Below are 24,364 nucleotides of genomic sequence, written 5' to 3'. Positions count from 1 at the left end.
AAGACGAGGACCGAGAACGGACCGAACGAGAGGCAGTCGGCGTGACGCGACACGACCCGGTGGAGTCCTTCACCACCGCCTCCGGACCACCGGAGCCGGAGGCCAAGGACGACAGGTTCGCGTCGGCACGCCCGGCCGAGCCGACCATCAAGGGCTTCACGCCGGCGCAGCTGACGGCCGCCGCCCTCGGCACGGTCTTCCTGGCCGTCAGCCTCTGGGCCATCCTCGCCAGCCTCGACCAGGCGCTCATCGGCGTGCTGTTCCTGCTGCCGACGCTGGCCGGCGCCGGTGCCTTCTACGCCGTCGGCATGCGGCGGCGTCAGCGCCAGGGCGTCATCGACGAGCTGGCCGAGGCGCTGGCCCGGCACATCGGCGTGCCCGACGCGTCCTACCTCGACGTCGACGCGCGGCAGTGGCAGGGCGGGTGGGTCGGCGTCCCGCACGTGCTGAACATCCAGTACCCCACCGAGGTCGACGACTCCGCGCCCGACTGGGCCGCCGGTGTGGCCGAGGCCGTGCACGCGCAGCTGGAAGAGCAGTACACCGTCGGCCGCCACAACATCCGCGGACACCGGCTCACCCTGCGCGACCCCACCCGCACCGGCGGGTCGCTGACGCCGGAGCCGTCCGCCCGGTCCGTGCGTGCCCGCGACGCCGTCCGCCGGGCCCTTCCCGAGAAGGTGGCGCGGCCGGTGCCCACGCAGGCCGACCTCACGTCGTGGCTGGTCCCGCTGGGCGTCGACAGCGCGGGCACGCGGGTCGGCTGGAACCTCGCCGCGCCGCAGGGTCACCTCCTGGTGCTCGGCCGGTCCGGCGCCGGCAAGCGGGTACTGCTCACCGGCATCGTCGTCGAGGCTGCGGCGCGCGGCTGGCCGGTGTGGATCATCGACCACCGCCGGGTCGACCTGCTGGGCGTGCGCGACTGGCCGAACGTGCAGATCGTCGCGTCCACCCTCGACGACCAGATCGTCGTGCTCAACCAGGCCTGGCGCGAGATGGAGGGGCGGGTCGCGCTCATCGAGTCCGGCTCCAGCCGCACCGAGCTCGAGCCGCTGGTCGTGGTCGTCCACCACTTCCGCGAGTTCGCGTCCGCGGTCGCCGACGCCGCCAACCGGGCCGGGCAGGGCGCGGCCGCGGCGTCGCTCGCCCTCGACCGCGTCACCGACCTGCTGCGCCACGGCAGGCAGGTCAACGTCTACGTCGTCCTGAGCATCCAGCGCGCCGACGACCCCCTGCTGCGCGAGGAGAACCGCGACGAGGTCGGCACCGTCGTCGCCCTCGGCCGCCTCGACAGCCGCGCCGCGTCGGCGCTGTGGGGCGGCGACGGTCCCGCCGAGCAGTCCGAGCCCGTCCCCGGCCGCGCGACCGTGCAGTCCGGCGACGGCAAGCCGGCGCTCATCCAGTGCTACTGGACCCCCGACCCGCGCGAGGCCCGCCGCGTCAATGACGAGCAGGACCTCCTCCTGCTCGACGCGCTGCGGCCCACCTCGGTCACGCACCCGGTCCTGCACGTGCAGCGCTCGCGGGCGCTGACCGACAGCCCCGAGGCGTCGTGGCGGGTCAACCTCAACGCCGACCTCGCCGAGGGCTACGGCGCCGGCCCGTCCGGCCTCGCCGACTGGAGCCGTGCCCGCACCGGCGGTTCGTCCAGCGGCACGGCGGCCGTGGCGCAGACCGAGGCGGCCGGGTGGTCCGAGATGGTCATGGTGTCGCAGCTGCAGGTGGGCAACCTCGCCCGGCTCGACGACGAGACCGGCTGGGTCATCATCGAACAGGTCGAGCCGGTCCAGAACGACGGCACCAAGCTGCAGATCCGCTGGCGCGGCAACGACGGCGCCGGCTCCCAGGTGGTGTCGCGGACGCGCGCGGTGCGCATCCGGCATCTCAACGACGGCATCTACTAGGGGGCAGGGACGCCATGGCCGACACCGTCTCCGACAACGACCTCTTCTTCATGTTCCTGGCCGCGCCGCTGGCCCTGCCCATCGCCGCGCCGCTCGTGTTCAGCTCGTGGGAAGAGGGCCGCGAGTGGATGATCGAGCGCGGCTTCATCGCCTCGCCCGAGGAGGCGATGTGGGAGGTGCCCGGCTGGGAGGGCGCCGGAGTCAGCGGCGCCCACGTCGTCCTCGGGGTCTGCCTCATCGTGCTGATCCTGGCCCTCGGCTCGGTCATCTCCCGGCGCAACAGGAACAAGAAGATCGACACCGAGGGCTGGGGCCAAGGCTGACCCCATACAGCACTCGAGCGGGGGTTCGGGGAGTGCCGCCAGGGGTAGGCGCGGGCGTCCGAGTGAGGAACGAGCGAGGCGGGCGGGGGGACGGCACTCCCCGAACCCCCGCGACAAGCCGCGCTCGGTCAGAAGACCTCGACCGTCACCGGGGCGCGGTGCCAGCCGAACGCCGTCGCGACCCGAGCCACGGCCCCGGGAGTCCGCTCGGTGACCAGGCCGCCGGCCGCCAGCGTGGCCGCCGACACGCCACCCAGGTAGAGCGAGCCGAGCGCCCGGACGTCCAGCGCCAGGTCGGCCTCGGCGTCGGTGCGCGCGACGTCGGCCGACGAGGGGGAAACGGTCAGCCGCCAGCGGCCCGCGTTGCCGGCGAAGGAGCCGTCGGTGACCTCGAGCACGACGTCGACGGGGGCGGCGTAACGGCGGGCGGTCAGCGCGCCTGGGACGTCGAGGATGCGGACCCACAGCGCGCTGTCGGCCGACCCGATCAGGCCGTCGGGGTTGGTGACCAGGTGCGGCAGCGGGTCGTCGACCGGGCCGTGGTTGTACCTGACCGTGCGGACGAGGTCGATGGTCGTGAGGAACCGCCAGAGCGCGGCGTGCGCCTCGGGGGTCTCGGCCAGCAGCTCGGTGATGCGGATCTCGCCGTCGGGCCCGGTGTCGCCCCAGCCGGCCTTGGCGCGGTAGCGGGCGTAGCCGCGGACGCCGCCGTCGTCCTCGAACAGCACGGTGCGCTCCGCGGTCATGCCGCGGCGCCAGCCCTTGGGGTCGGCCGTGAGGTACTCCCACCACTTGCCGGGCCGGCTGGACAGACCCGGTCGCACGGCGCGGACGCGGTCGTAGAGGGGCGCGATGACGTCGAGCACGTCGCGGGTGACGGCGCGCCGCAGCTGGGCGCCGTCGGGCAGGGCGCCGACGACCGCGGTGTCGCGAACGGAGACCTCGTACGACACCCGCGACGACGCCAGCCCGTAGCCGTACCGGCCGTAGATGGCGCCCTCGCTGGCCCACAGCACCGCGAACGGCTCGGTGCCGCGGCCGTGCGCCTCGGTGAGCATGGCGTTCATCAGCGCCGTGAGCACGCCGCGCCGCCGGTGAGTGGTCGCCACCCCGACGCCGGTGACGTGCGCGGCCGGGACGACCGCCCCCGGGACGCTCATGTCGCGCGTGATGACCAGCCCGGAGCCGATGATGCTGCCCCCGTCGGTCATCAGCTGGGTCCGGTCGGGCTCGAACACCAGCCGGTTCAGGTCGGCGGTGTCCTCGTCGACGTCGTCGAGGAAGGCGCCGTGGATGTGCGCCTCGAGCTCGGTGTAGTCGTCGTCGGTGGCGGTCCGCAGGACCAGCTCGTCGTTCGTCACCGTCCTTGTCTAGCGCATGGTCCTGGGCCGGGCCAGAGGATTTCCGTGGCCATCGGGAATCGTGCGCTCAGCCGGCGGTGAGCCGCTCGCGCTGTCGCCGCTGCTCGCGCGACTCCTCCTCCGCCCGTGCATGGGCCCGCCGTTTCGCCGTCAGCTCGCCGTCGACCTTCGTGCAGGCGTCGGTGAGGGTGTCGGTGATCTCTTGCCAGTGCGCCGCCAGCGTGGTGCGCGCGGTGGCGAACGCGGAGTCGATGGCGGAGTCGAGGCGGCCGCGGATGGCGGCGTCGTCGGGGAGCGCCTCGGCGATCTTCGTGGCGAGCCGGCGCCGGAGGTGGCCGAGGTCGGCCTCGGTGTCGTCGCGGCCGCGGACCGCCTGCGCGATGGCGGCCCGCAGCGCCCCGAGCGACTTCTCGAGCGCCCGGACCTCGCCCTCGAGCTCCGGGGCGGCCCCGGCCGGCGGCAGGTACACCGTTACCGCCGGGCGACGTGGACGGCCTCGCGGCCGCGGTCGCGGATGGCCTTGGCCGCGGCCGGGATGACCTGCCCGAGCCGCTTCTTGACCTGCGCGAGGTTGGTGGTGACCTGGCCGGCGCCCTTGGTGATCTGCTCGCCGCTGTCGAGGATCTGGTCGGTGCTGCGGCCGATCTGCTGAGCGCCCTCGGCGACGCCGTCGACGGCGCGCTCGAGCTGGTCGGCGCTCTGCCGCAGGCTGTCGGTGAACTGGGTGACCTGTGCCGCGATGGGGCGGATCTGCGGCTCGAAGACGGCGGCGAGGTCGGCGTCGCCGCGCTGGAGGTCGTCGCAGGCGGACTGGAGCAGGCGGGCGCCGTCCTCGGTGAGCGCCGCGGCGCGCTCGAGCTCTTCGAACTTGGCCCGCGCCTTCTCGGCCCGGGCGCGCAGCCGTGCGGTGGCGGCCTTCGCCTCCTCGGCCGGCGCCCGGAGGTCGCGCAGCGCCTCGATGGCCGCATTGGCCTTCTGCTCCAGCTCGGTGAGCCCGCGCGAGGTCTCTTCGCCGCCGCGGGAGAGCCCCGCGGAGACGTCGATGAGGATCTCGCCGGATTCCTTGATGCTCGGCATCGGACGCCGCCCTTCTGGGTCTGTGGCCCGCAACCGCCGGGATCGGGCGGGCCGTCTACTTCTGTAGGTGGTTTCGGATCGGCGAATGTGACACCTTGCAGCAATTCAGAGGGCGCCGGCCCCGATGTTGGCCGCCGCGAGGGCGAGCAGGGCCAGGCCACCGACCTGCGCGGCGTACCGGGCCAGCCCCAGGGGATGCGGCCGGCGCGCGAGCCCGGCGCCCCGGCACACCCGCGGCGACCGGCGTGCGGCCGCCACCCCGACCCCGACCGCGACGACGGCCAGCGTGCAGAGCACCAGCAGCGCGAGCGACAGGGCGGCGGACAGGCGCGAGCCGGCGACGGCCATGACGGCGGAGCCGGCCAGCCCCGCGCCGACCGCGGCGCCCAGACAGATGCGCCGGGTCTGCTGGTCGCGCGCCGCCAGCCAGCCGGTGAACTCCTCTTCGGCCAGCCGCAGCGCGTCGCGGCGGCGCCCGAGCGAGGTCAGCGCTACGCCGAGATCGGCACCGCCCGCCGCACGGCGCAACCGGTCGAGCCCGCCATCGAGGGCGGTCCCCTCGGCTTCGGCGGCCGCCGTCGGGGAGTCGTCGTCGGTGCCCCAGGAGGAGGCGCGCAGGGGGAGGCCGTGCGCGGACCGGACGGAGGCGCCGTGGTCGAGGCCGTCGTCGGCGGCGTGGGCGGCACGCTCGATGCCGCGCAGCCGGGAGGTGGACGTCAGCTCGCGCTGCTCGGTGTCCTCGCGGGTGCCGGCGTCGTCGTTGCGCAGCAGTTGCTCGGTGCTCTGCACCGACGACGTGAAGCGGGCCAGGGCGGCGCAGTAGCCGCGCATCGCGGGACCGCGCATCGGCTGCTCCGCCCGCCCGGCCGCTCGGTCCGGAGCACCAACGGCACCGGGACCGCCCGTCGCCCGATCGCCCTGGCCCGGCCGCGGTGCCGTGCCGTGGTCGTCGGACGTGCCGAACTCGAGGTCGGCGGTCACTGGAGTGCTCCGAGCCCGGGTGCGACCGGCACGACCCGCGGCTCCGGCAGCACCGACCCGGCCTGCAGGGGATCGAGGAGGACGGGGTCGGCGTCGCCGGCGAGGTCGTGGAACCAGAGCCGGCCGCGGGTGGCGGGGAACGGCGGGCGGACGCCCAGGAAGGAGGTGGTGTCGATGAGGTCGCCACCGGCGTCGGCGCGCAGCTGCAGGCGATCGGCGTGCTGGCCGAGCTTGCGGCGCCGGTCGGGGGTGTCGAGCCAGACGATCGGGAACACCGACTGCGCCGGCCCGGTGCCGCACAGCCAGCCGAACGGGTGCGGCTCGTCGGTGTACATGGGCGCTTCGGCCTCGCTGTACTGCAGCCCGAGGACGGCGACGAACACCGGCCCGGAGCGGCCGCCCGCCACCGACGGGAGGTCGTCGAGCCGGTCCTCGCCCAGGACGACGGCGCGGTCGCCGAGCCAGTCGACCACGTGGTCGAGCGGGCGCCGTCCGGGAATCCGCCCGGGCAGGAGGTCGACGACGACGAAGCCGGCGTCGTCGCAGCCCGGCTGCAGCGCAAGCCCCGCCAGCACACCGCTGACCGCCGATACCGCGTGTGCCTCGTCGCGACCGGCGAGCAGCAGGCCGCGGCCGTCGCCGGGCCGGGCCGGCACGCCCACGAGCGGCGGCGACACCCCGACGGGGGCGCCCACGTACACCGTCGGCAGCGGGGCCGACGCCAGGACGGGCGCGACGTCGGCGACCTCGACGCCGCCGGTGCCGCGGCTGACCCGGATGCGGGGGTCGGTGCCGTACCGGGCGACCACGCCGTCGCGGATGCGCCGCCGGTCGTCGGCGTCGAGCAGGCCGCCCTGGAACAGCTGGTCGGCGTCTTTGTCGCCGCGGGCCTGGTTGAGCACGCCGGACCCGCGCCGGCCGGTGTCGAGGCGGTCGCGGACGGTGCGGTCGAACAGGATGCTCAGCTCGTCGGGCTTGCACCGCAGCCCGACCCGCAGCTCGAGCTGGTCGAACACCGACGCCTTCTGCGCGGCGCGGCCGGAGCCGACGGAGTTGAGGCTCTGGGTGGCCAGCAGCACGTGGATGCCCTGGCTGCGGCCCTGCTTGACCAGGACGTCGAGGGTGTCCCAGGCGGTGTCCTCGGTGGGGCCGGCGAGCATGAGCTGGAACTCGTCGGCGACGAACAGCACGCGCGGCAGCACCCGGCCGGTGACCTCGCGGTACTGCGCGATGTTCTTGATCTCGTGGCCGGTGTCGGCGGACGCCTGCTTGAACAGCTGCTTGCGCTCGGCGTCGACGTCGGCGAGGTGGCGCAGCACCCCGAGGGCGAACGTGGCGTCGGCCTCGATGCCGACGGCGCGCACGTGCGGCAGCGCGGGCCGGCCGGGCCGGGGCGCGTACTCGGCGAACTCGACGCCGGCCTTCATGTCGAGCAGGTACAGCTCGAGCTCCTCGGGCGGGTACCGGCGGACCAGCGCGTGGATGAACGCGTGCAGCAGGGTGGTCTTGCCGGAGCCGGACGGCCCGACCACGATGCCGCCGATGGCCACGCCTTCGTCGTCGCCGACGGTGAGTTCGATGGGGGAGCCGTCGGCCGCCTGTCCGACGACGGCGCCGACGCGCGTCATCGTCGACCCCGAGCCGGCGGGCTCGGCGGGGAGCAGTTCCGAGAGCACGACCGGACGGTTGACACCGCTGCGTACCGCCGGCCCCAGGATGGTGGTGAGGAACCGGTGCTGGGCGGAGCCGGGCGGGTTGGGACAGCGGACGCGGGCGTTGTGCAGCAGCACCGGAGGCGAGGACTCCCAGGTGGCGCCGCCCTCGTGGTCGACGTGGATGTGCTCGGCGGTCTCGAGGAGGTCGGCGATGGCCACACCCGGCGGCAGCTCGCGATCGGCGTCGATGACGGCGACCACCGCCACGCCGCAGCGGTTGCCCGTCCGCGCCAGCGACCAGAGCTGCTGGGCGTCGTCGGCGGTGAGGTGCGGGCCGAGCCCGGCGGCGAGCACCAGCGCGCACGGGATGCCCTGAGCGGTGCCCTGGTGCCAGCGGGTGACCAGGGAGTCGTCGTCGCCGAGCAGCACCTGGCTGTTGAGGCGGTGGACGTGCTCGCGCAGCGCCCGCAGCTCGGCGGAGACCTCTTCGTGCGTGGCCCGGACGCCGCCCGCGACCAGGGGCTCGGGCAGCCGGCTGAGGATGCCGAGGTTCTGCCCCAGGCCACCGGGGTCGAGCAGGTGCAGCCGCAGCGAGCCGGGCAGCGCCGACGCGAGCGCGCGGGTGGCGAACGCCTGGGCGAGGTTGTGCGCGGGCGCGCGCCCGCCCGGCGCGTGGGTGATGACGACGTTGCCGCCGAGCGCGGGCAGCACGAACGGCAGCTCGACGATGTTGCTGGGGGACGCGAGGCCGAGCGTGGCCGCCCGGACCACCTGCGCGACGTCGACGGGCTGGTCGTACGGCTCGGTCCAGAGCGGGGACTCCCAGCCCTCGTGGGCGTAGCCGGGGCCGCGACCGAGCAGCTCGGTGATGTCGAGGCGGACGCGGTCGGCGGCGGCGAGCAGCGAGGCGTGCGACCTGGCCTGCCGGCGGCGCGACTCGCGGGCGATGGACTGCTGGTCCTCGGCGAGCCGGTGCCTTTCGCGCTGGGCCGCGGTGTCGGCGAGCGCGCGCAGGTGCAGGGCGGCATCCTCGGTCGCCTGGACGGCGTTCGCCAGAGCGGCGGGGCCGTCGTCGTCGGGGTCCGGGCCGCGGAGGAGACCGGGACGGAGGGCGGTGAGGCGCATGCCTGCCCTTCCTGTCGAGGTGCCTGTCCCCTACGAAAGTGCGCGGGATGGCCGGTTTGTGACCGGGAAGGGCGGAGCTTCTGTGCCGGGCGGATCAACCGCGGGCGGCGACGGCGTCAGCGTGGCGTCGGCGACGGGGGGCGCGATGCGGGGCGGGGCGGGGCATGACGCGGCCGGCCGACTCCGGGGTGTCGGCCGGCAATGGTGCTCCGGGGTCAACCGAACGGGCGAGGTTCAGAAGAAATCGTTCTCACCGTCATCGGGAACTCGGACGAATCGTTCGAGCATTTCCGCTTCGGTTTCCCATTCGGGATACTTGACCAAGATCGAACTGGTTACCATTCCGATGGCAAGGCCAACTCCGAGCACCCAGAGGTCCGCCGAGAACCATCCGAGCAGAGCAATGGCTCCCGCACCCGTCAGTGCGCCCTGGCCGACCACCGTGGCCCACCCGGCGACGTAGTCGTTGTCGCGGCGGCGGGCGATGAAGTCGACGCCGCCACAGGCGAGGCCGACGACCGCCACGGGGATGAAGGCCGCGTGCAGGTCGGCGATGCCCGCCAGGTCGGCGAGCGTCGCCAGCGCGGCCAGGATGATCGCCACGATCGAGGCGATCATCGTGCCTATGCCGAGCAGCAACAGCTTGGTCTGCCGCACCGCCATCGAGGTGTAGGCCTCGACGGCGGCGTTCTCGGCGTTCACCAAATCGTCTCTGTATTCCATGTACACCTCTCGCCTGACGTCCCAGGAGCCCCGGTCACTGACACGGTAGGTGTCCTAGCAAGGACTTCCGTGACGAGATGATCCGGGAGAACTGAGGACTCGGCAAACGGAGCGGCTCGTTTCTGCGGATACGACATTCAATGTCGGTTTCGGTCCCCGAGGCAAGAGGTCCGGAGCAAGCTAGTACGCGCTACAACGTCTTTTTACGGCGATTGTGACGGTTATGTCCGAATGATTTTTCGTCCGGACGGATGAGTAGGTCCGCCGATCGGCCGATGCCGCTCGGAACGACCCCACAGACGACGACGCCCGCCGGGCGGACGAATCGTCCGCCGGCGGGCGCCGGTTGCGGCCGTTGCGCGTGCCGTCTGATGGCCCGAGGGCGTCAGCCCACGTAGTCGGCGAGGTCGTTGAGGAGAGCGGCCTTCGGCTTCGCGCCGACGATCTGCTTCACGACCTGACCGCCCGAGTAGACGTTGAGGGCCGGGATCGAGGTGATGCGATAACTGGCGGCGATCTCGGGGTTCTCGTCGACGTTCAGCTTGACGATCTCGAGCTTGTCCTGCGAGTTCGCGATCTCCTCGAGCACCGGGGCGATCATGCGGCACGGCCCGCACCACTCGGCCCAGAAGTCGACGAGGACGGGCTTGTCGCTCTGGAGTACCTTCTGGTCGAAGTCGGCGCTGGTGACGTGCTGGATGTTGCCCATGTGGGACTCCTTGATGGTGGGCGCTTCTCTGGTGACGGAGCTCGGGTCGTCAGGAGACGACGAGCTCGGGCTTGGTGGCGCGGGCGTCGTCGAGCTCGGCGAGGTACCGCTCGGCGTCGAGCGCGGCCTGGCAGCCGGTGCCGGCCGCCGTGACGGCCTGCCGGTAGGTGTGGTCGACGACGTCGCCGGCGGCGAACACACCGGCGATCTCGGTCCGGGTGGACGGGGCGTCGACGAGGACGTAGCCCTCTTCGTCGAGGCGGACCTGACCCTTGAACAGCTCGGAGCGAGGATCGTGGCCGATGGCGATGAACAGCCCGGTGACGGGGAGCTCACGCTCGGCGCCGGTGACGGTGTCGCGCAGCCGCAGCCCGCTGACCTTCTCGTCGCCCATGACGTCGAGGACCTCGGTGTTCCACAGGAACTCGATCTTCTCGTTCGCGAGCGCCCGCTCCTGCATGACCTTGGAGGCCCGGAGGGAGTCGCGGCGGTGGATGACGTAGACCTTGCGCGCGAACCGGGTCAGGAACGTGGCCTCCTCCATGGCGGAGTCGCCACCGCCGACCACGGCGATGTCCTGTTCGCGGAAGAAGAACCCGTCACAGGTGGCACACCACGACACACCGTGCCCGGAGAGCCGCTTCTCGTTCGTCAGGCCGAGCTCGCGGTAGCCGGAGCCGGTGGCGATGATGACGGCGCGGGCGCGGTGCACGGTGCCCTCGCTGTCGGTGACGGACTTCACATCACCGGTGAGGTCGACCTCGATGGCGTCGCGGGTGAGGATCTCGGCGCCGAACCGCTCGGCCTGGGCGCGCATCTCGTCCATGAGCGCCGGGCCGATGATGCCGTCGCGGAAGCCGGGGTAGTTCTCGACCTCGGTGGTGTTCATGAGAGCGCCGCCCCAGCTGACCTCGCCCTCGAGGAGCAGCGGCTCGAGCCGCGCCCGGGCAGCGTACACAGCGGCCGTGTACCCGGCCGGCCCGGAACCGATGATGATCAGGTCACGGATGTCTGTCACGCCTGTGCCTTCCTAGCGTCTCGTTGGTTCATCTGCCCCAACGGATCCTAGGCGGTCGGCATTCCCGGCGGGGTGGTTGCCGGGTGCTACTCCGGCTTCGGCACCAGAACGTGGTCGACGATCTCCTCCGTGGAGACCGAGTTGCACGTGGGCACGAGCCAGCCCTCGTACTCGTTGCCGGCGTCGAGGACCACGACCACACCGGCGAAATCGGTGGCCGAGCCGACCAGCGGAAGGCTCTGCTCGTCGGCGAGGTTCTGGCCGCAGCCCAGGCGGGCGGCCGACTGCTGCTGGACCACGGTCGCGACGGCGGCCGTCAGCTCGGCGGTGTCGACGTCGCTGTCCTCTTCCTGGGCCGCATCCGGGAGTGTGGTCGAGAAGCTGTCGCCCGACGCGGTGTAGGGCCGCACCGACGGCCCGGCCCGCTGCGAGTCGATGCTGCTGCTGTCGCTCGGCGCCGCCCCCGCGGCGACCTCGGCGCCGCCGTCACCGGCGCTGTCGTTCCCACCGCCGGTGCCGCCGCTGACGACGACGTATCCGGCCAAGCCGACGACGGCGACACTGGCGGCCGCCGCGAGGCCCTGGGGGAGCCGGCGCCGGAACCAGGCGACGGTGCCGCCCTCGGGCCCTGGTGCTCCCACGGCCGACGCGGCCGTCGTGGTGCCGCCGCCCGCCTGCTCAGCGGCCAGCGCGTGCGAGATGCGCGCGGCGACGAACTCGGGGATGGGAAGCTCGGCCGGCAGGGCGCCCAGCGAGACGGTGACCCGGGCCAGCTCGTCGATGGAGGCCTGGCAGTCGAGGCACTGGTCGACATGGGCGCGGACCTCGCGCGCCTGCGCGTCGTCGAGGACGCCTTCGGCCAGTTCGGCCAGCACATGGGTAGGCGGATGGGCCTCGGTACCGCTCACCGATGCTCACCTCCCTTTCCACGCGACGTCCCAAATGGGACGTCGCCACCGGGTCCTTGGTTCCCGGTGGCGTTGCCCGTGGTGCTCAGCCGACCGGGGGCCAGCAGCGGGACCAGCTTGGCCCTGGCCCGCGCGCAGCGGCTCTTGACCGTGCCGACCGGGAGCCCCAGCATCTCGGCCGCCTCGGCGACGGGGTAGCCCTCGACGTCGACGAGGACCAGCGGGAGCCGCTGTTCGGCGGGGAGCGAGGCGAGCGCCTGCTCGAGGTCGACGCGCAGGGCGGTCCGCTCGGCGGGATCGGCGGACGGCTCGGTGGCCGGCGCGACGCCCGGGATCTCGGTGCCGTCGAACGCGACGGGGTCGGCCGGGCGGGCCGCGGCGTGCCGGACGCGGTCGAGGCAGGCGTTGACGACGATGCGGTGCAGCCACGTGGTGACGGCGGACTCGGACCGGAACGACCCCGCCCGGCGGAACGCGTTGATCATGGCGTCCTGCAGCGCGTCGGCGGCGTCGTGGGGGTCGCCGAGCGTGCGCAGCGCGACCGCCCACATGCGGTCCTGGTGTCGTGTGACCAGCTCGCCGAAGGCGTCGGGATCGCCGTCGACGTGCCGGCGCAGGAGCTCCTCGTCAGGCACCCGGGGACCGGGCGAGGGCTGCGTCACCCCAGTACCTCCGCTTCGGCTATGCCGCTTCGGTAGTTGCCATCGTCCAACCGAGGCAACTGAGTGAACCACACGAGGAGATAGCGCGTGCTCACGGGCTCGTCGAGCGTGCGCGTGACATTCTGCTCGGCGTCCTCGACGGTGTCGATGGCGGTCCAGTCGTCGAGATCGCCGGGTGCCTGGGTGGCGTCCTCGGGGGCGGCCCGCAGCTCGACGTTCGCGCCGGCGTTGAGCAGTGTCAGCCGGACCTCGCGCACCGAGGCGACCTGCCCGAGGTCGAGGTAGATGCCGACGCCGTCCTTCTGGTCCTCGAGCGGGTCGTAGTAGTTGACGGTCTCCCAGGTGGTCTCGGGGTCGCCGTCGAAGACGTTCTCGACGTCGCTCGGGTTCTCCTCGCCGTTGCCGAGGGGGTCGAAGTCGTCGGCGCCGGCCAGCTGGACGGGCGTCGGGTCGGCCGCCGGTGTGTCCTCGGACGGCGTGGTGGCGCCGTCGGTGGCGCTGGTCGTGGGCACGGGGTCGTCGTCGCCGGCGTCGTCGATGGCGCCGAGCAGCAGCTGCAGGCCCACCAGCGTGGCGCCGACCAGCAGCAGCATGGCCGCCATGACGCCGAGCAGCCGGGCCGTGCGGCCGGACTTGCGCCGTTCCCGCAGTGCCTCGACGCGGCTGGCCGGCGGCGGGGTGCCCGGCTCCTCGAGCAGGGCCGGCGGCGCTGCGACCACGGCTTCGTCGGCCACCACGGCGCGGTGGTGGTTGCGCGAGCCGTTCGCCAGCTCGGTGGCCACGGCCAGCGGAGTGACCAGCGGTGTCGCGTGGTGACGCCGGGCGTGCCCGATGGAGCGGTCGGCGACGGCGTCGAGGAGTCGCGGCACGCCGGGGCGGACCTGCCGCGGCGACGCGAGCCGGCCGTCGATGAGCGGCGCGGGCGCCAGCCCGCCGGGCGTGCCGATGGGCCAGCGCGCCGTCAGCGCGGCGTAGAGGACGCAGCCGATGCCGATGGCGTCGAGCTCGGCCGGGCTCGGGTGGGACGGGTCGGTGGGGGCGCACGGCGTCTGGGCCGGCCCGCGCAGCGCGAACTCCGTCTCGAGCCCGGCGATCTTCACCGAGCCGTCGGCCGTGACGAACACCAGCGTGGGGTCGAGGTGCCGGTGCGCCAGCCCCTGGGCGTGCGCCGTGGACATCGCCTCGGCCACCTCGCGCCCGACGGCGGCCGCCTGCTCCGGGTGGAACGCACCGCCGGCCAGCAGCGCCGCCAGGCTCTGCCCGGGGGTCCACTCGCGCACGACGTAGGCGACCTCGTCGGTGCCGACGTCGAGGATGCGCAGGAACCGGGGATCGGAGACGGTGGACGAGACGCGCGCCGCGGTGGCGAAGCCGGGCGCCCGCAGGTCGTCGAGCGAGATGGCCTGGACGAACACGGCCCGCCGCAGGACGTCGTCGACCGCCTGCCAGGACTGCACGCCGTCGGCGTCCTCGAGCAGCCGCTCGAACCGGTAGCGCCCGGCGACCGTGCGTCGCACGCCCGGACCGGGCCCGCGGTGCGCGACGGCGGCCTCGGGCGGCGCCCCCGGCCGGGTGCCCGGCAGCGGCTGGACCACGCGCGCGCCGTCGCGGACCGCGTCGAGCCCGAGAGCGGCCGCACCGCCGACGCCGGCGCGGTCGCGGTAGCCGCCGGCGTGGGTGTCGAAGAAGCTCGGCACGCCGGGCAGGGTCTCGTCGAGGAAGAACTCCGACGTCATGTCGGGGTCGACCGGGCGGCGGAAGATGCTGAGCGTGCCGGTCTCGATCGGGATGTGGTACTCGGCGGTGTCCTCGAGGAGGTCGCCGGGGTCGACGGCGCCGGCCGGCCGTCCGCGGCCGCGTACGCGGGCCAGCACCATGGCGACGGCGCTGCGCACCTCGGCCACACGGAACGCGTAGGCGAGGCCGACGAACGTGACGACGCCCACCGTGCCGCCGAGGAACAGCTCGATCATGCGGGCCAGCAGCGAGGGCAGCGCGTCGCTGACGCCGAGTCCGGTCCAGCCGCGCCACACCAGCCAGGCCAGCGCGGCGGCGATGGCGGAGTGGATGAGCAGCCGGATGACGTGCTGGACCAGCTGGCCGCCACCGAGCGTGCCGATGCGCTGCTGCAGCCGTACGGCGCCGACGGTGGCGCCGACGATGTAGGCGAGGCTGTAGCCGCCGGCCAGCGCCATGGTGACGTACTGGGCGCCCGGCGCGGCGACGGCGACCCCGACGGCGCCGATCATGATCACCGCCGACACCCAGATCTGGGTGTAGAACGGCGTCTTGGTGTCCTGCATCGCGTAGAAGCCGCGCAGGACTAGGTAGTGGACCGTGAACCCGACCAGGCCCGGCATCAGCAGGACCAGCGTCAGCGCGAGCCGTCCGGTCTGCCCGCCGGCCGAGCCGTAGTCGAAGATCATCGCCGTCAGCGGGAACGCCAGCGCCGCCATGAGGGCACCCAGCGGGATGATGACCGCCAGGCACATGCGCAGCGCCGCGACCAGCTTCTCGCGGACCTCGTCGAGGTGGCCGTCGGAGGCGAGGTCGGACAGCCGCGGCAGCAGCGCCGTCGCCAGTGACACCGTGATGATGGAGTGCGGCACCATCATGATCAGCATGGCGTTGGCGTACACCGAGTAGCCGGCCCCGGCGTCGCCCGCGCTGACGCTGCTGGCGCCCGACGCGACCTTCACCACGACCAGGTAGGCCAGCTGGTTGACCACCACGAACGCGACGGTCCACAGCCCCAGCCGCACGGACTCGCCCAGCCCCTGGCCGCGCCAGTCGGTGCGGAAGCGGAGTGAGAACCCGGTCTTGCGAAGCACCGGGATCAGGATGACGGCCTGGGCCACGACGCCGAGCGTGGAGCCGACCCCCAGCAGGAGCGTCTGGGTGGTGGTGAACGGCTCGAACCCCTGGGTGCCGTAGACGACGAGGAAGACGCCGAACACGGCGATGGCGACGAGGTTGTTGAGGATCGGCGACCACATCATGGGGCCGAACCGGCCCTTGGCGTTGAGCATCTGGCCGATGAGCACGTACAGCCCGTAGAAGAAGATCTGCGGCAGGCAGAACCGGGCGAACATGACCATGTTGTCGAAGTACGGCCGCATGTCCGGCTGCAGGAAGCGGTCGTCGACGATCAGCTGCATCAGCCAGGGCGCGGCCAGCACCGCCAGCAGCGTGGCCAGCCCGAGCACCGTCACCGCCAGGCTGAACAGCCGTTGCGAGAACGCCTGGCCGCCGTCGGCGTCGTTCTTGATGGCACGGACCAGCACCGGGACCAGGACGGAGTTGAGCACGCCGCCGCCGACCAGGATGTAGATCATGTTCGGCAGCACGTTCGGCACGTTGAACACGTCGGCCGTGGCCGCCGTCAGGCCGATGGCCGCCGCGATGACCGCCGCGCGCGCGAAACCGGTGAGCCGCGAGACCACGGTCCCGGCGGCCATGATGGCGCTGGAGCCCAGCAGCCCGGAGCTGCGGGGCGGCTCTTGCGTCGCGGTCACCGCGCGGCCTCCTGGGTCGGCCTCGCCTCCGCGGGCAGGTCGGGGAGCGCGGCCTCGGCGGGGAGGCCCGGCGGCTCGTCGGGCGCGACGCCGCGGCGGCGGCCCCGGGGCTGCTGCCGCCGGCTGCGCAGCATGCGCCGGGCGATGGCGGCGGCGAACAGCGCGCCCGCGGCGCCCACGATGAGCCAGCCGATGGTGCCGTACTCGGTGGCGTTGACGACGGTGGGCACGGCGGGGCCGATGGGCCGGCCGTCGTCGGTGGTCAGCTGCACCTCGATGGGCACCCGGCCGTTGGCGGCGGCCTCGGCGGTGATCTCGACCAGGACCTGCTCGCCGGCCGCCATCTCCTGCCGGGGCACCTCGGTGATGCGCAGGCGGTCGGGGTTGTCGGACTGGACCTCGACGCGCACGTTGACGGGGTCGTCGAGCTCGTTGGTGAGGGTGAGCGGGAACGAGCCGGCCCTGCTGGACAGCGTGACCGACTCGGGGACGTTGACGCTGACCTGCTGCAGCCGCCCGGCGAGCTCCCTGGCGATGCCCCGCGCGTAGGAGACGCTGGTCTCCGGGTCGGAGCGCCAGCCGGTCGACGCCGAGCGCAGGGTGGCCAGGGTGAGCGCGGGGGTCACGTCCTCGGGGTCGGCCAGCAGCGTGCTGTACTGCGTGGCGTCGTCGCGCAGCTGGGCCGTGGCGGCGACACTGGCTTCGGGCAGCATGGTCGTGCCCTCGGTGGGCGACGGCGAAACCTCCGGCGCCGCCTCGGCCTCGACGGCGCCGCTGAGGCCGACCGGCTCGACCCACGGTGTGGAGGTCCAGGTGTCGAGGACGCTCTGCAGCACGCGCTCGTCGGGGCGCCAGCGCACCGGCGGGGCGGCGACCATCAACGGGGGAGCGGTGTCGTCGCGAGCCGCGGCCAGCGCGACCATGGCGGTCTCGGCGACCCAGCGCTGCCGCAGGTCGGCGGCGCCCGCGGCGGGGTCGTCGTCAGCGGCGGCGTCGGCCACGGCGCTGCTCAGCCCGGTGCCGGCGGCCACCGTCCGCAGGCCGTCCTCGCCCGCGGAGAGGTCGCCGAGCGCACCGGCGTCGCCGGGCTCGACGGCGTCACCCGGCACCACGACGGTCCGGGCGCCGGCCTCGGCGAGCGTGGTCAGCACGTTCTCGGTGACGGAGCCGCCGTCGAGCCAGGCCACGCCCGTAGTGGCCTGCGACAGCCCCTGACCCGCGGTGTCGGCGGCTGCCAGCGACTCCTGGGCCAGCTCGGCGGCCAGGGCGGGGTCGTGCTGCTCGAACGCCGCGAAGTCGGGCAGTGCGTACGGCAGCATCCAGACGTCGTGGTCGCGGGTGGTGAGGTCGAACAGCTCCAGCCAGTCGCCGGCGGCATCGACGCCGGCCTGCGGTCCGTCGACAGGCCCGGACGACGACGCGACCTGGTAGCCGTCGGACATCTGGCCGGCGGTGCGCAGCAGGTCGGGGTCGACGGCCCAGGTGACCGGCGCGTCGGCGGCGCCCACCAGCAGGTCCGACAGCGGACCGCCGGACGCCAGCTCTTCGGCCAGCGTGTCGTCGGTGAGCGTGCCGTCGGGGGTCAGGGTGGGCCGCGGGGCGGCGAGCGGCCACAGCACGCCCACCGGCACGGAGGGGAGGTCTTCGGGGCTGACGTACGGCACGACGGTCCGGGTGGTCGCGACGGTGACCCGGGGGCCGCCGTCGGGGCCGTCGACGCGGACGTCGACCCCGACCGCGTAGACGCCGGCCTGGTCGAAGGCGAGCAGCTCGGCCGGGATGTCGAGGTCGTACGTGCGGGTCTCGCCGGGCTCGAGCACGTCGGTGACCTCGGCGAACGCCTCGACGTAGCGCCGCCCGGGACGCACCTCGGGGTCGGCGGCCACCTGACGGACGTCGGTGCGCTGCTCCAGCGGCACGCGGCTGAACCGCGGCAGCACCTGGACGTCGACGAGCGGCACCTCGCCGGTGTTGCGGATGGTGCCGCTCAGGGTGAGGGTGTCGTCGGCGGGGGTCAGCACACTGGGGCTGACCCCGGTGAACGCGTTCTCGGCGGCCATGCCCTCGCTGGGGGCGGGCTTGGCCTCGGCCGTGACCCGCGCCGGAGCGGCGACCGCGGCGCCGGGTGCCAGCAGCGCCGCGGCGGCGACGGCGACGGGTGCGGTGATCGCGGCGAGTGGTCGGAGGCCGGGCAGCCTCATGGCACGTCCTTCGGAGCGCCGCGGCCTGGCTCGAGGACGGCGGCGGGCTCGTCGCCGGACGGGGGCACGGACGGCAGCAGCTCGCGCAGCCGCCGGGCCAGCCGGCGCTCGGACGCATAGCGCATGCGGCCGGCCAGTTCGTCCAGTGGCACCCACGCCACTTCGCTCACCTCCACGTCGTCGGTGCTCAGACTCCCACCGGTGGCCTCGAGGAGAAAGTGGTGCACCGTCTTGTGGATCCTCCGATTGTCCGCCACGAACCAGTAGTCGATGTCGCCGACCGCGGTGACGACCCTCGACTGCAGACCAGTTTCCTCCGATACCTCCCGCACCGCAGCTTCCTCGGGCGTTTCACCTGCTTCGACGTGTCCCTTGGGCAACACCCACTCGAGCCGCCCGCGCCGGTCGATGCGGCCGATGAGGGCGACGCTCGACGGGTGTTCGTAGTGGTCGACCACGAGCCCGCCCGCTGAGGTCTCTCGGACGGTGCGCAGCCTCGGCCGGCTCGCCTTGCGCCGTCGCCTCGTCCCCCGACGTCGCCGATGGTGCGGACCGTCGGCTGGCGAGGACGGCGAGCCGGGCATACGTCCAGAGTAGCCGGGATGCGGCCGCTGGCTGCGCAGCTGCGTCACGGTTGGGAATGGGAGCCCTCCGACCCTTAGGCTGGTCCGTCGTGATCGGAACGAAGGAAGCGGCGACCCACGTGCTCTCGAAGGCCCAGCGGCAGGCGGTGCGGCAGCTCCTGCGCATCGCTCCCGTGGCCGACGAGCTGGGGGCCCGGTTCCAGGCCGCCGGACACGAGCTGGCGCTCGTCGGGGGCTCGGTCCGCGACGCCCTGCTCGACCGGCTGGGCCAGGACCTCGACTTCACCACGTCGGCCCGTCCCGAAGAGACGAAGCGCCTGCTGGCGGGGTGGACCGACAACCTCTGGGACGTCGGGCAGAAGTTCGGCACCATCGGCGGCACCAAGGACGGCTTCCAGATCGAGGTCACCACGTACCGCGCCGACAGCTACGACCCGACCAGCCGCAAGCCGGCGGTCGCCTACGGCACGTCCATCACCGACGACCTCGTGCGCCGCGACTTCACCGTCAACGCCATGGCGGTGCTGCTGCCCGGCCGCGAGTTCGTCGACCCCCACGGCGGGCTGGCCGACCTCGGCAAGCGGCTCATCCGCACGCCCGGCACGCCGGAGCAGTCGTTCTCCGACGACCCCCTGCGCATGATGCGCGCGGCGCGGTTCGCCTCGCAGTTGGGCTTCGAGGTGGCCCCCGAGGTGGTCGCCGCCATGACCGACATGGCCGGGCGCATCGAGATCGTGTCGGCCGAACGGGTCCGCGACGAGCTGACGAAGCTGCTGCTCTCGCCGACGCCGCGCACCGGGCTGACGCTGCTGGTCGACACCGGCATCGCCGGCCACGTGCTGCCCGAGCTGCCGGCGCTGCGCCTCGAGATCGACGAGCACCACCGGCACAAGGACGTCTACGAGCACTCGCTGACGGTGCTCGAGCAGGCCATCGAGCTGGAGCGGCGGCTGCCCGGCGGCGGTCCCGACCTCGTCGCCCGCCTGGCCGCGCTGCTGCACGACATCGGCAAGCCGCGCACGCGCAAGTTCGAGCCCGGCGGCGGCGTGAGCTTCCACCACCACGACGTGGTCGGCGCGAAGCTGGTGCGCAAGCGGCTCACGGCGCTGCGCTACCCGTCCGCCGTCATCGACAGCGTGGCCGATCTCATCCAGCTGCACCTGCGCTTCCACGGCTACGGCGGCGGCGAGTGGACCGACTCCGCGGTGCGCCGTTACGTCCGCGACGCCGGCGACGAGCTCGAGCGCCTGCACGTGCTGACCCGCGCCGACTGCACGACGCGCAACCGGCGCAAGGCCCTGGCCCTGCAGCAGTCGTACGACAGCCTCGAGGAGCGCATCACGCGGCTGGCCGAGGAAGAGGAGCTGGCCGCCATCCGGCCCGACCTCGACGGCAACCAGATCATGCAGATCCTGGGCATCGCCCCGGGTCCGCTGGTCGGGCGGGCGTACCACCACATGCTCGAGGTCCGGCTCGACCACGGGGTCCTGCCCGAGGACGAGGCGCGCGCGGAACTGTTGCGCTGGTGGGGTGAGCAGCCGGAAGGTCGGGCCTGACTCGGGTTGGGGCGGGGGCGCCGGCGGTTCGCTGTGCCGGCTCTGCGACCAACCGAGGTGTCCATCCAGCGCGGCCACTTTTACGCCGGCTCCGCGAACCGCCGGCGCACCCGCGGTGTGGTTGCGTCCGCCCCGCGCCTCTGGTGAGGGAGGGTCATTGCGGGGTTGGGTGGATCAGATTCCTGGCGTTGCCAGGAGGTCGTCTTCGGCGGTGAAGTCGTCCATCGTGTCGCCGTAGTACTGGGCGAGCAGGGGGAAGGCCTCGCGCCACGGACGGTCGGCGAGCTGCTCCCGCAGCCAGGCCGACGTGGCGGCGACCGCGTCGGCGTAGCTCGCGACCGGCGCGTAGCCGAGCTCGGCCGCTGCGGCCGTCATGTCGACCAGGAAGGGCCGCGGGACCGACCACGGCGTGCGGCCGACCCGCGACTCCGGCGCGCCGTCCAGGAGCACCAGCTCCGGGTGGTGGCCGACGGCGGCGCAGACGGCACGGACGATCTCGGCGACCGACGGCGGCTCCGGGTCGCCGGCGTTGAGGACCCGACTGCCGGGGTCGGCGGCCGCGAGCCGGATCAGCTCGGCCAGGTTGGGCGCACTGGTGGTGTGGAACCGGCTCTCGCCGCGGTGGGCCAGCGGGACGCGCGGTCGGCCGGCCAGGGCGCGCAGCAGCGGCCACAGCTCGCGCGGGCTGCTGCTGCCCGGGCCGTGGACGGCGCATGGCCGCAGCACGGTGACCGGCAGCCGGCCGTCGTCGAGCAGCGCCGTCTCGAGGAGCATCTTCCTCGTGGAGTAGCCGGCCGGGCCCGGCGCGACCGTGGCCTGGGTCTCGGGCACCGGGCCGGCGAAACGCGGGAAGTCGTCCGGGCCGGTCGCCTCGTCGAGGGTGCGGCCGTCGTCGTCGGCGTACACCGAGGCGCTGGAGACGACGACCAGCGAGCCGAGGTCGGCGGCCAGCCCGAGCAGCTGCCGCGCGTCGCCGTCGTCGTAGGCGACGGTGTCGACCAGCACGTCGGCGCCGCCGGACTCCGCGACCACCTCGGCCAGACCGGTGCGGTCGGAGCGCCGCTCGCGCACGCCCCGCTCGGCCCAGCCGGCCGGGTGCGCCGTCGAGCCGCGATGCACGGAGGTGACGGTCCACCCGTCGGCGAGAAGGGACTCGACGGCGGCACGGCCGATCTGACCGGTGCCGCCGACGACGATCGCGTGACGACTCATGGCGCCCGACGCTAGCCAGCCGGCTGGGCGCCCGTCACGGCTCCTTCGCTGTGGGCAGAGGTCACTCGACGGGCGTGAGCTCGGCCGTCACCCTGACGACCCCCGGGCCGTACTGCTCGTCCATGCTCTCCTGCACGCCGTCGTCGATGAAGACCTGGAGTCGAGGACGTTCGCCGTCGTGTCGACTCCGGCTCCGACGAAGTTCTCCGTGGCGATGGTGCCGGTGAGCTCGTCCTGGATCGCCCGCAGGTCGTCCATGGTGTTCGGGGCCTCGCTGACGCAGAGGGCGCCGCCCCAGATCTCGCGCAGCGCCGCCTCGTGTCGTTCGAGGTCGCCGGTGAAGCGGTAGTTCAGGACCACCTTCGCGAAGATGACCATGCCGTACTCGGGCGACGACGGGTCCTCGGCCGAGCGGTCGAAGGGTTCGGACCAGGCGCCGACCCAGTCGGGCTGGCTCTCCGCGTAGGCGTGCGCCGATTCGGCGTCCTCGTTGGTCGCGGTGGCCGGATCGACGACCGCCCAGCCGCCGGCCGGCGGCTCGCACGGCGAGGTGAAGTCCGGGCTGGGGCCGGGCCCGGGTTCGGCCGCCGGTTCGGGGGTCTCGGTGAGGGTCAGCGCCGAGCCGTCCCAGGTGCCGGTGACGGTGTAGGTGCCGCTGACGACGCCGGCGTCAGACGTCTCGCCCTCGGCGTCGGACCAGCCATGGACGTCGGTCCGCTGCAGGCCGGCGCATCGCCGGAGCCGGGGGACCGGCTGGCTCCGACTGCCAGGGCCGCGACGGACCGGCACAGCCGCGGGCCGTGATCGGGACCGTCCTGCACCCTGAAGACGCCGGTGTAGGTCTGGGGCTCCGGCTCGGTCTCGGGGGTGCTCGACACCGCCTGCGACGTGCCGCACGCGCCCAGCGTGGCGGCAGCGGCGACGGCGATCCAGGGGCGGAGGCGGAAGGACGACATCGGCTCAGCCGACCGGCTGGAGGCTGGCGGTCACCTGGACGACCCCGGCGCCGTACTGCTGGTCGAGCTCTTCCTGCAGGCCGTCGTCGACGAACACCTCGAGCGACACCGTGTTGGTGAGGGTGTCGACCCCGACGCCCGCGAGGTTCGGGACCGAGTCGGTCAGCTCGGCCTGGACGGCCTCGAGGTCGGCCATGGCGTTCGCGGCCTCGCTGACGCACAGCGCGCCGCCCCAGAGCTGGCGCAGCTCGGCCTCGTGCCGTTCGAGATCGCCGGTGAACTGCGCGTTGAGGACGAGGTACTCGGGGTGGTTCATCCGCTCGGGCTCGTTCTCGGGCGTGACCTCGAACGGCGACTGGTCCATCCACGAGCCGGCGAAGTCGGGTTGAGCGGCCGCGTGCGCCATGGCTGCGTCGAAGGTCGCCTGTGTGGTCGTGGCGGCGTCGACGACGGCCCAGCCGCCGGCCGGCGCCTCGCACGGCGAGGTGAAGTCGGGTGCGACGCCGTCGGGCACCATGGGTGAGGTCGCGGCGCCGGCGAGTGGCGGCTCGGTGAGGGTGAGCGTGGTGCCGTCCCAGGTGCCCGTCACCGAGTAGAAGCCCCAGGTGACCCCGTTGGCGGTCTCGGCGTCCGGCGCCTCGTCCCAGTTCCAGCCGGCGACGTCGGGCCCACCGCACTGCGGCGGGTAGGAGTCCATCACCATGCTGCACAGCTGCGGCCCGTGCTCGGCGTCCTCGAGCACCGTGAACAGCCCGGTGTAGGTCTGGTCGGGGTCGGACGCCGGAACGGCGACCGGCGGGTCCGACGGCGAGGCGCTGACGGGCGCCTCTTCGGTGCCGCAAGCGGCGAGGAACAGCAGGGCCGCGACCGGCACGGCGACGATCCACCCGTGGTGACGCATGTCACTGGGACGTGCGTCGCCGCAGGCGCGTTCCGTCAGGTCTGCTGGATCAGCGACATCGCGTGCTCGACGAGGGTGACGAGCACGACCTTGACCGACTCGCGGTCGCGGGCGTCGGTGACGACGAACGGGACCTCGGTGCCGACCTGCAGGGCGTCGCGGACGTCCTCGACGTCGTGCTCCTGGATGCCGTTGAAGGCGTTGAGGGCGACCACGAACGGGATGCCCCGCTGCTCGACGTAGTCGATGGCCCCGAAGCAGTCGGCCAGCCGGCGGGTGTCGACGAGGACCACGGCGCCGATGGCACCGCGGGTGATGTCGTCCCACATGAACCAGAAGCGGTTCTGGCCCGGCGTGCCGAACAGGTAGAGGACGAGGTCCTCGGCCAGCGTGATGCGGCCGAAGTCCATGGCGACCGTCGTGGTGCGCTTCTCCGGCAGCATGGAGAGGTCGTCGACGCTCGTCGAGGCCTCGGTCATGAGTGCCTCGGTGCGCAGCGGCTCGATCTCGCTCACCGCGCCGACGAAGGTCGTCTTGCCCACGCCGAAGCCGCCGGCCACGACGATCTTGACCGACAGTGCATCTTGGTCGGCCTGTGTGCCGCCAGACACCTCAGAGTCGACGAAGGCCATCCCTCACCCTTTCCAGCACGCTCAAGTTCCGTGCCGGCTCCGCGGAGCCGGCAAACGCCGCGTGCGGGTCAGCGACCCGCACGAGTCCCTCGGTCTCGAGATCCGCGACGAGCACCCTGGCCACGCCGAGCGGCATCGAGACGATGGCGGCCACCTCTGCCACGGACCGCGGCGAGTGACACAACCGGAGGATTCGCTCCCGCTCCGGCTCGGGGTCGACGCCGTGGGTGCGGCCGTCCTTCGTGGTCGAGACGAGAGCCTCGATGGCGATGTCCTGTACCGGACGCGTGCGCCCACGCGTGGCAAGGTACGGCCGTACCCGCCGGCCGTCAGGTGCCGCCATCGTTACCTCCAGACCATC

Annotated in this window: 21 protein-coding genes; 3 read left to right on the top strand and 18 right to left on the bottom strand. The window is 73.3% G+C overall.

Annotation, left to right across the window (positions count from 1 at the left end; genetic code table 11):
- Positions 1-41 precede the first annotated feature (41 nt).
- Entirely contained in the window at positions 42-1,904 is a 1,863-nt protein-coding gene (locus tag HD601_RS08735; RefSeq protein WP_184821074.1) for an FtsK/SpoIIIE domain-containing protein, read from the top strand.
- Positions 1,905-1,918: 14 nt separating this feature from the next.
- On the top strand, positions 1,919-2,227 hold the full coding sequence (locus tag HD601_RS08730) for a hypothetical protein (protein WP_184821072.1): 309 nt from the start codon (positions 1,919-1,921) through the stop codon (positions 2,225-2,227).
- A 128-nt stretch (positions 2,228-2,355) separates the two neighbouring features.
- Here HD601_RS08730 and HD601_RS08725 read toward each other — a convergent pair whose 3' ends face one another.
- The 13 genes from HD601_RS08725 to HD601_RS08665 form a co-directional block, all read right to left on the bottom strand.
- On the bottom strand, positions 2,356-3,588 hold the full coding sequence (locus HD601_RS08725; RefSeq protein ID WP_184821070.1) for a GNAT family N-acetyltransferase: 1,233 nt from the start codon (positions 3,586-3,588) through the stop codon (positions 2,356-2,358).
- Positions 3,589-3,655: 67 nt separating this feature from the next.
- Entirely contained in the window at positions 3,656-4,057 is a 402-nt protein-coding gene (locus HD601_RS08720; RefSeq protein WP_184821068.1) for a hypothetical protein, read from the bottom strand.
- Between the two features lie 2 nt (positions 4,058-4,059).
- Complete coding sequence (locus HD601_RS08715; RefSeq protein ID WP_184821066.1) at positions 4,060-4,665, bottom strand: Mce/MlaD family protein; 606 nt, start codon at positions 4,663-4,665, stop codon at positions 4,060-4,062.
- Between the two features lie 105 nt (positions 4,666-4,770).
- Positions 4,771-5,646: a hypothetical protein gene (locus HD601_RS08710; protein WP_184821064.1), complete on the bottom strand. Its 876-nt coding sequence runs from the start codon at positions 5,644-5,646 to the stop codon at positions 4,771-4,773.
- Entirely contained in the window at positions 5,643-8,426 is a 2,784-nt protein-coding gene (locus tag HD601_RS08705) for an FtsK/SpoIIIE domain-containing protein (protein ID WP_184821063.1), read from the bottom strand. Before HD601_RS08705 ends, HD601_RS08710 begins: the two co-directional genes overlap by 4 nt.
- A gap of 234 nt (positions 8,427-8,660) precedes the next feature.
- Positions 8,661-9,149 carry a hypothetical protein gene (locus HD601_RS08700; RefSeq protein ID WP_184821062.1) on the bottom strand — a complete coding sequence of 163 codons (489 nt, stop codon included), beginning with the start codon at positions 9,147-9,149 and terminating at the stop codon, positions 8,661-8,663.
- 385 nt (positions 9,150-9,534) lie between these two features.
- Positions 9,535-9,858 carry a thioredoxin gene (trxA, locus tag HD601_RS08695; protein WP_184821061.1) on the bottom strand — a complete coding sequence of 108 codons (324 nt, stop codon included), beginning with the start codon at positions 9,856-9,858 and terminating at the stop codon, positions 9,535-9,537.
- A gap of 49 nt (positions 9,859-9,907) precedes the next feature.
- Positions 9,908-10,876, bottom strand: coding sequence for a thioredoxin-disulfide reductase (trxB, locus tag HD601_RS08690; protein WP_184821060.1), 969 nt, complete (start codon positions 10,874-10,876; stop codon positions 9,908-9,910).
- An 86-nt stretch (positions 10,877-10,962) separates the two neighbouring features.
- A complete protein-coding gene (locus tag HD601_RS08685; protein WP_184821059.1) occupies positions 10,963-11,784 on the bottom strand; it encodes an anti-sigma factor family protein in 822 nt (273 codons plus the stop codon).
- Positions 11,781-12,419: an RNA polymerase sigma factor SigM gene (gene sigM, locus HD601_RS08680; protein ID WP_221440715.1), complete on the bottom strand. Its 639-nt coding sequence runs from the start codon at positions 12,417-12,419 to the stop codon at positions 11,781-11,783. The genes HD601_RS08685 and sigM overlap by 4 nt, the downstream gene beginning before the upstream one ends.
- Before the next feature lie 23 nt (positions 12,420-12,442).
- A complete protein-coding gene (gene murJ, locus HD601_RS35550) occupies positions 12,443-15,961 on the bottom strand; it encodes a murein biosynthesis integral membrane protein MurJ (RefSeq protein ID WP_184821057.1) in 3,519 nt (1,172 codons plus the stop codon).
- A complete protein-coding gene (locus HD601_RS08670; RefSeq protein WP_184821055.1) occupies positions 15,958-18,162 on the bottom strand; it encodes a DUF6049 family protein in 2,205 nt (734 codons plus the stop codon). The genes murJ and HD601_RS08670 overlap by 4 nt, the downstream gene beginning before the upstream one ends.
- Positions 18,159-18,620 carry an NUDIX hydrolase gene (locus HD601_RS08665; RefSeq protein WP_425503381.1) on the bottom strand — a complete coding sequence of 154 codons (462 nt, stop codon included), beginning with the start codon at positions 18,618-18,620 and terminating at the stop codon, positions 18,159-18,161. Before HD601_RS08665 ends, HD601_RS08670 begins: the two co-directional genes overlap by 4 nt.
- 182 nt (positions 18,621-18,802) lie before the next feature.
- Here HD601_RS08665 and HD601_RS08660 point away from each other — a divergent pair, with 182 nt between their 5' ends.
- Positions 18,803-20,302 (top strand): CCA tRNA nucleotidyltransferase, encoded by a 1,500-nt coding sequence (locus tag HD601_RS08660; protein WP_184821053.1) that lies wholly within the window; start codon positions 18,803-18,805, stop codon positions 20,300-20,302.
- A 174-nt stretch (positions 20,303-20,476) separates the two neighbouring features.
- On the opposite strand, the gene HD601_RS08655 is transcribed toward HD601_RS08660, so the two are convergent.
- The 5 genes from HD601_RS08655 to HD601_RS08635 all read right to left on the bottom strand — a co-directional run bounded on the left by HD601_RS08655 (position 20,477) and on the right by HD601_RS08635 (position 24,346).
- Complete coding sequence (locus tag HD601_RS08655) at positions 20,477-21,514, bottom strand: NAD-dependent epimerase/dehydratase family protein (protein ID WP_184821051.1); 1,038 nt, start codon at positions 21,512-21,514, stop codon at positions 20,477-20,479.
- An 87-nt stretch (positions 21,515-21,601) separates the two neighbouring features.
- Positions 21,602-22,303, bottom strand: a complete 702-nt coding sequence (locus HD601_RS08650) for a hypothetical protein (RefSeq protein ID WP_184821049.1) — start codon at positions 22,301-22,303, stop codon at positions 21,602-21,604.
- A gap of 171 nt (positions 22,304-22,474) precedes the next feature.
- Positions 22,475-23,371, bottom strand: coding sequence for a hypothetical protein (locus HD601_RS08645; RefSeq protein WP_184821047.1), 897 nt, complete (start codon positions 23,369-23,371; stop codon positions 22,475-22,477).
- Positions 23,372-23,406: 35 nt separating this feature from the next.
- A complete protein-coding gene (locus HD601_RS08640; RefSeq protein ID WP_184821045.1) occupies positions 23,407-24,003 on the bottom strand; it encodes a GTP-binding protein in 597 nt (198 codons plus the stop codon).
- On the bottom strand, positions 23,984-24,346 hold the full coding sequence (locus HD601_RS08635) for a DUF742 domain-containing protein (protein WP_184821043.1): 363 nt from the start codon (positions 24,344-24,346) through the stop codon (positions 23,984-23,986). The genes HD601_RS08640 and HD601_RS08635 overlap by 20 nt, the downstream gene beginning before the upstream one ends.
- Between the last annotated feature and the right edge of the window lie 18 nt (positions 24,347-24,364).

The sequence above is a fragment of the Jiangella mangrovi genome, from assembly GCF_014204975.1.
GTDB lineage: Bacteria > Actinomycetota > Actinomycetes > Jiangellales > Jiangellaceae > Jiangella > Jiangella mangrovi.
Note: the sequence above shows the minus strand (reverse complement) of the source record. Positions and strands in the feature narration are given on the sequence as shown.

Coding starts and splice junctions, on each gene's coding strand:
- HD601_RS08730 (WP_184821072.1), top strand. CDS start 1,919: ATGGCCGACACCGTCTCCGACAACGACCTCTTCTTCATGTTCCTGGCC.
- HD601_RS08715 (WP_184821066.1), bottom strand. CDS start 4,665: ATGCCGAGCATCAAGGAATCCGGCGAGATCCTCATCGACGTCTCCGCG.
- HD601_RS08705 (WP_184821063.1), bottom strand. CDS start 8,426: ATGCGCCTCACCGCCCTCCGTCCCGGTCTCCTCCGCGGCCCGGACCCC.
- HD601_RS08700 (WP_184821062.1), bottom strand. CDS start 9,149: ATGGAATACAGAGACGATTTGGTGAACGCCGAGAACGCCGCCGTCGAG.
- trxA (WP_184821061.1), bottom strand. CDS start 9,858: ATGGGCAACATCCAGCACGTCACCAGCGCCGACTTCGACCAGAAGGTA.
- HD601_RS08670 (WP_184821055.1), bottom strand. CDS start 18,162: ATGAGGCTGCCCGGCCTCCGACCACTCGCCGCGATCACCGCACCCGTC.
- HD601_RS08660 (WP_184821053.1), top strand. CDS start 18,803: ATGGGAGCCCTCCGACCCTTAGGCTGGTCCGTCGTGATCGGAACGAAG.
- HD601_RS08655 (WP_184821051.1), bottom strand. CDS start 21,514: ATGAGTCGTCACGCGATCGTCGTCGGCGGCACCGGTCAGATCGGCCGT.
- HD601_RS08645 (WP_184821047.1), bottom strand. CDS start 23,371: ATGCGTCACCACGGGTGGATCGTCGCCGTGCCGGTCGCGGCCCTGCTG.
- HD601_RS08640 (WP_184821045.1), bottom strand. CDS start 24,003: ATGGCCTTCGTCGACTCTGAGGTGTCTGGCGGCACACAGGCCGACCAA.
- HD601_RS08635 (WP_184821043.1), bottom strand. CDS start 24,346: ATGGCGGCACCTGACGGCCGGCGGGTACGGCCGTACCTTGCCACGCGT.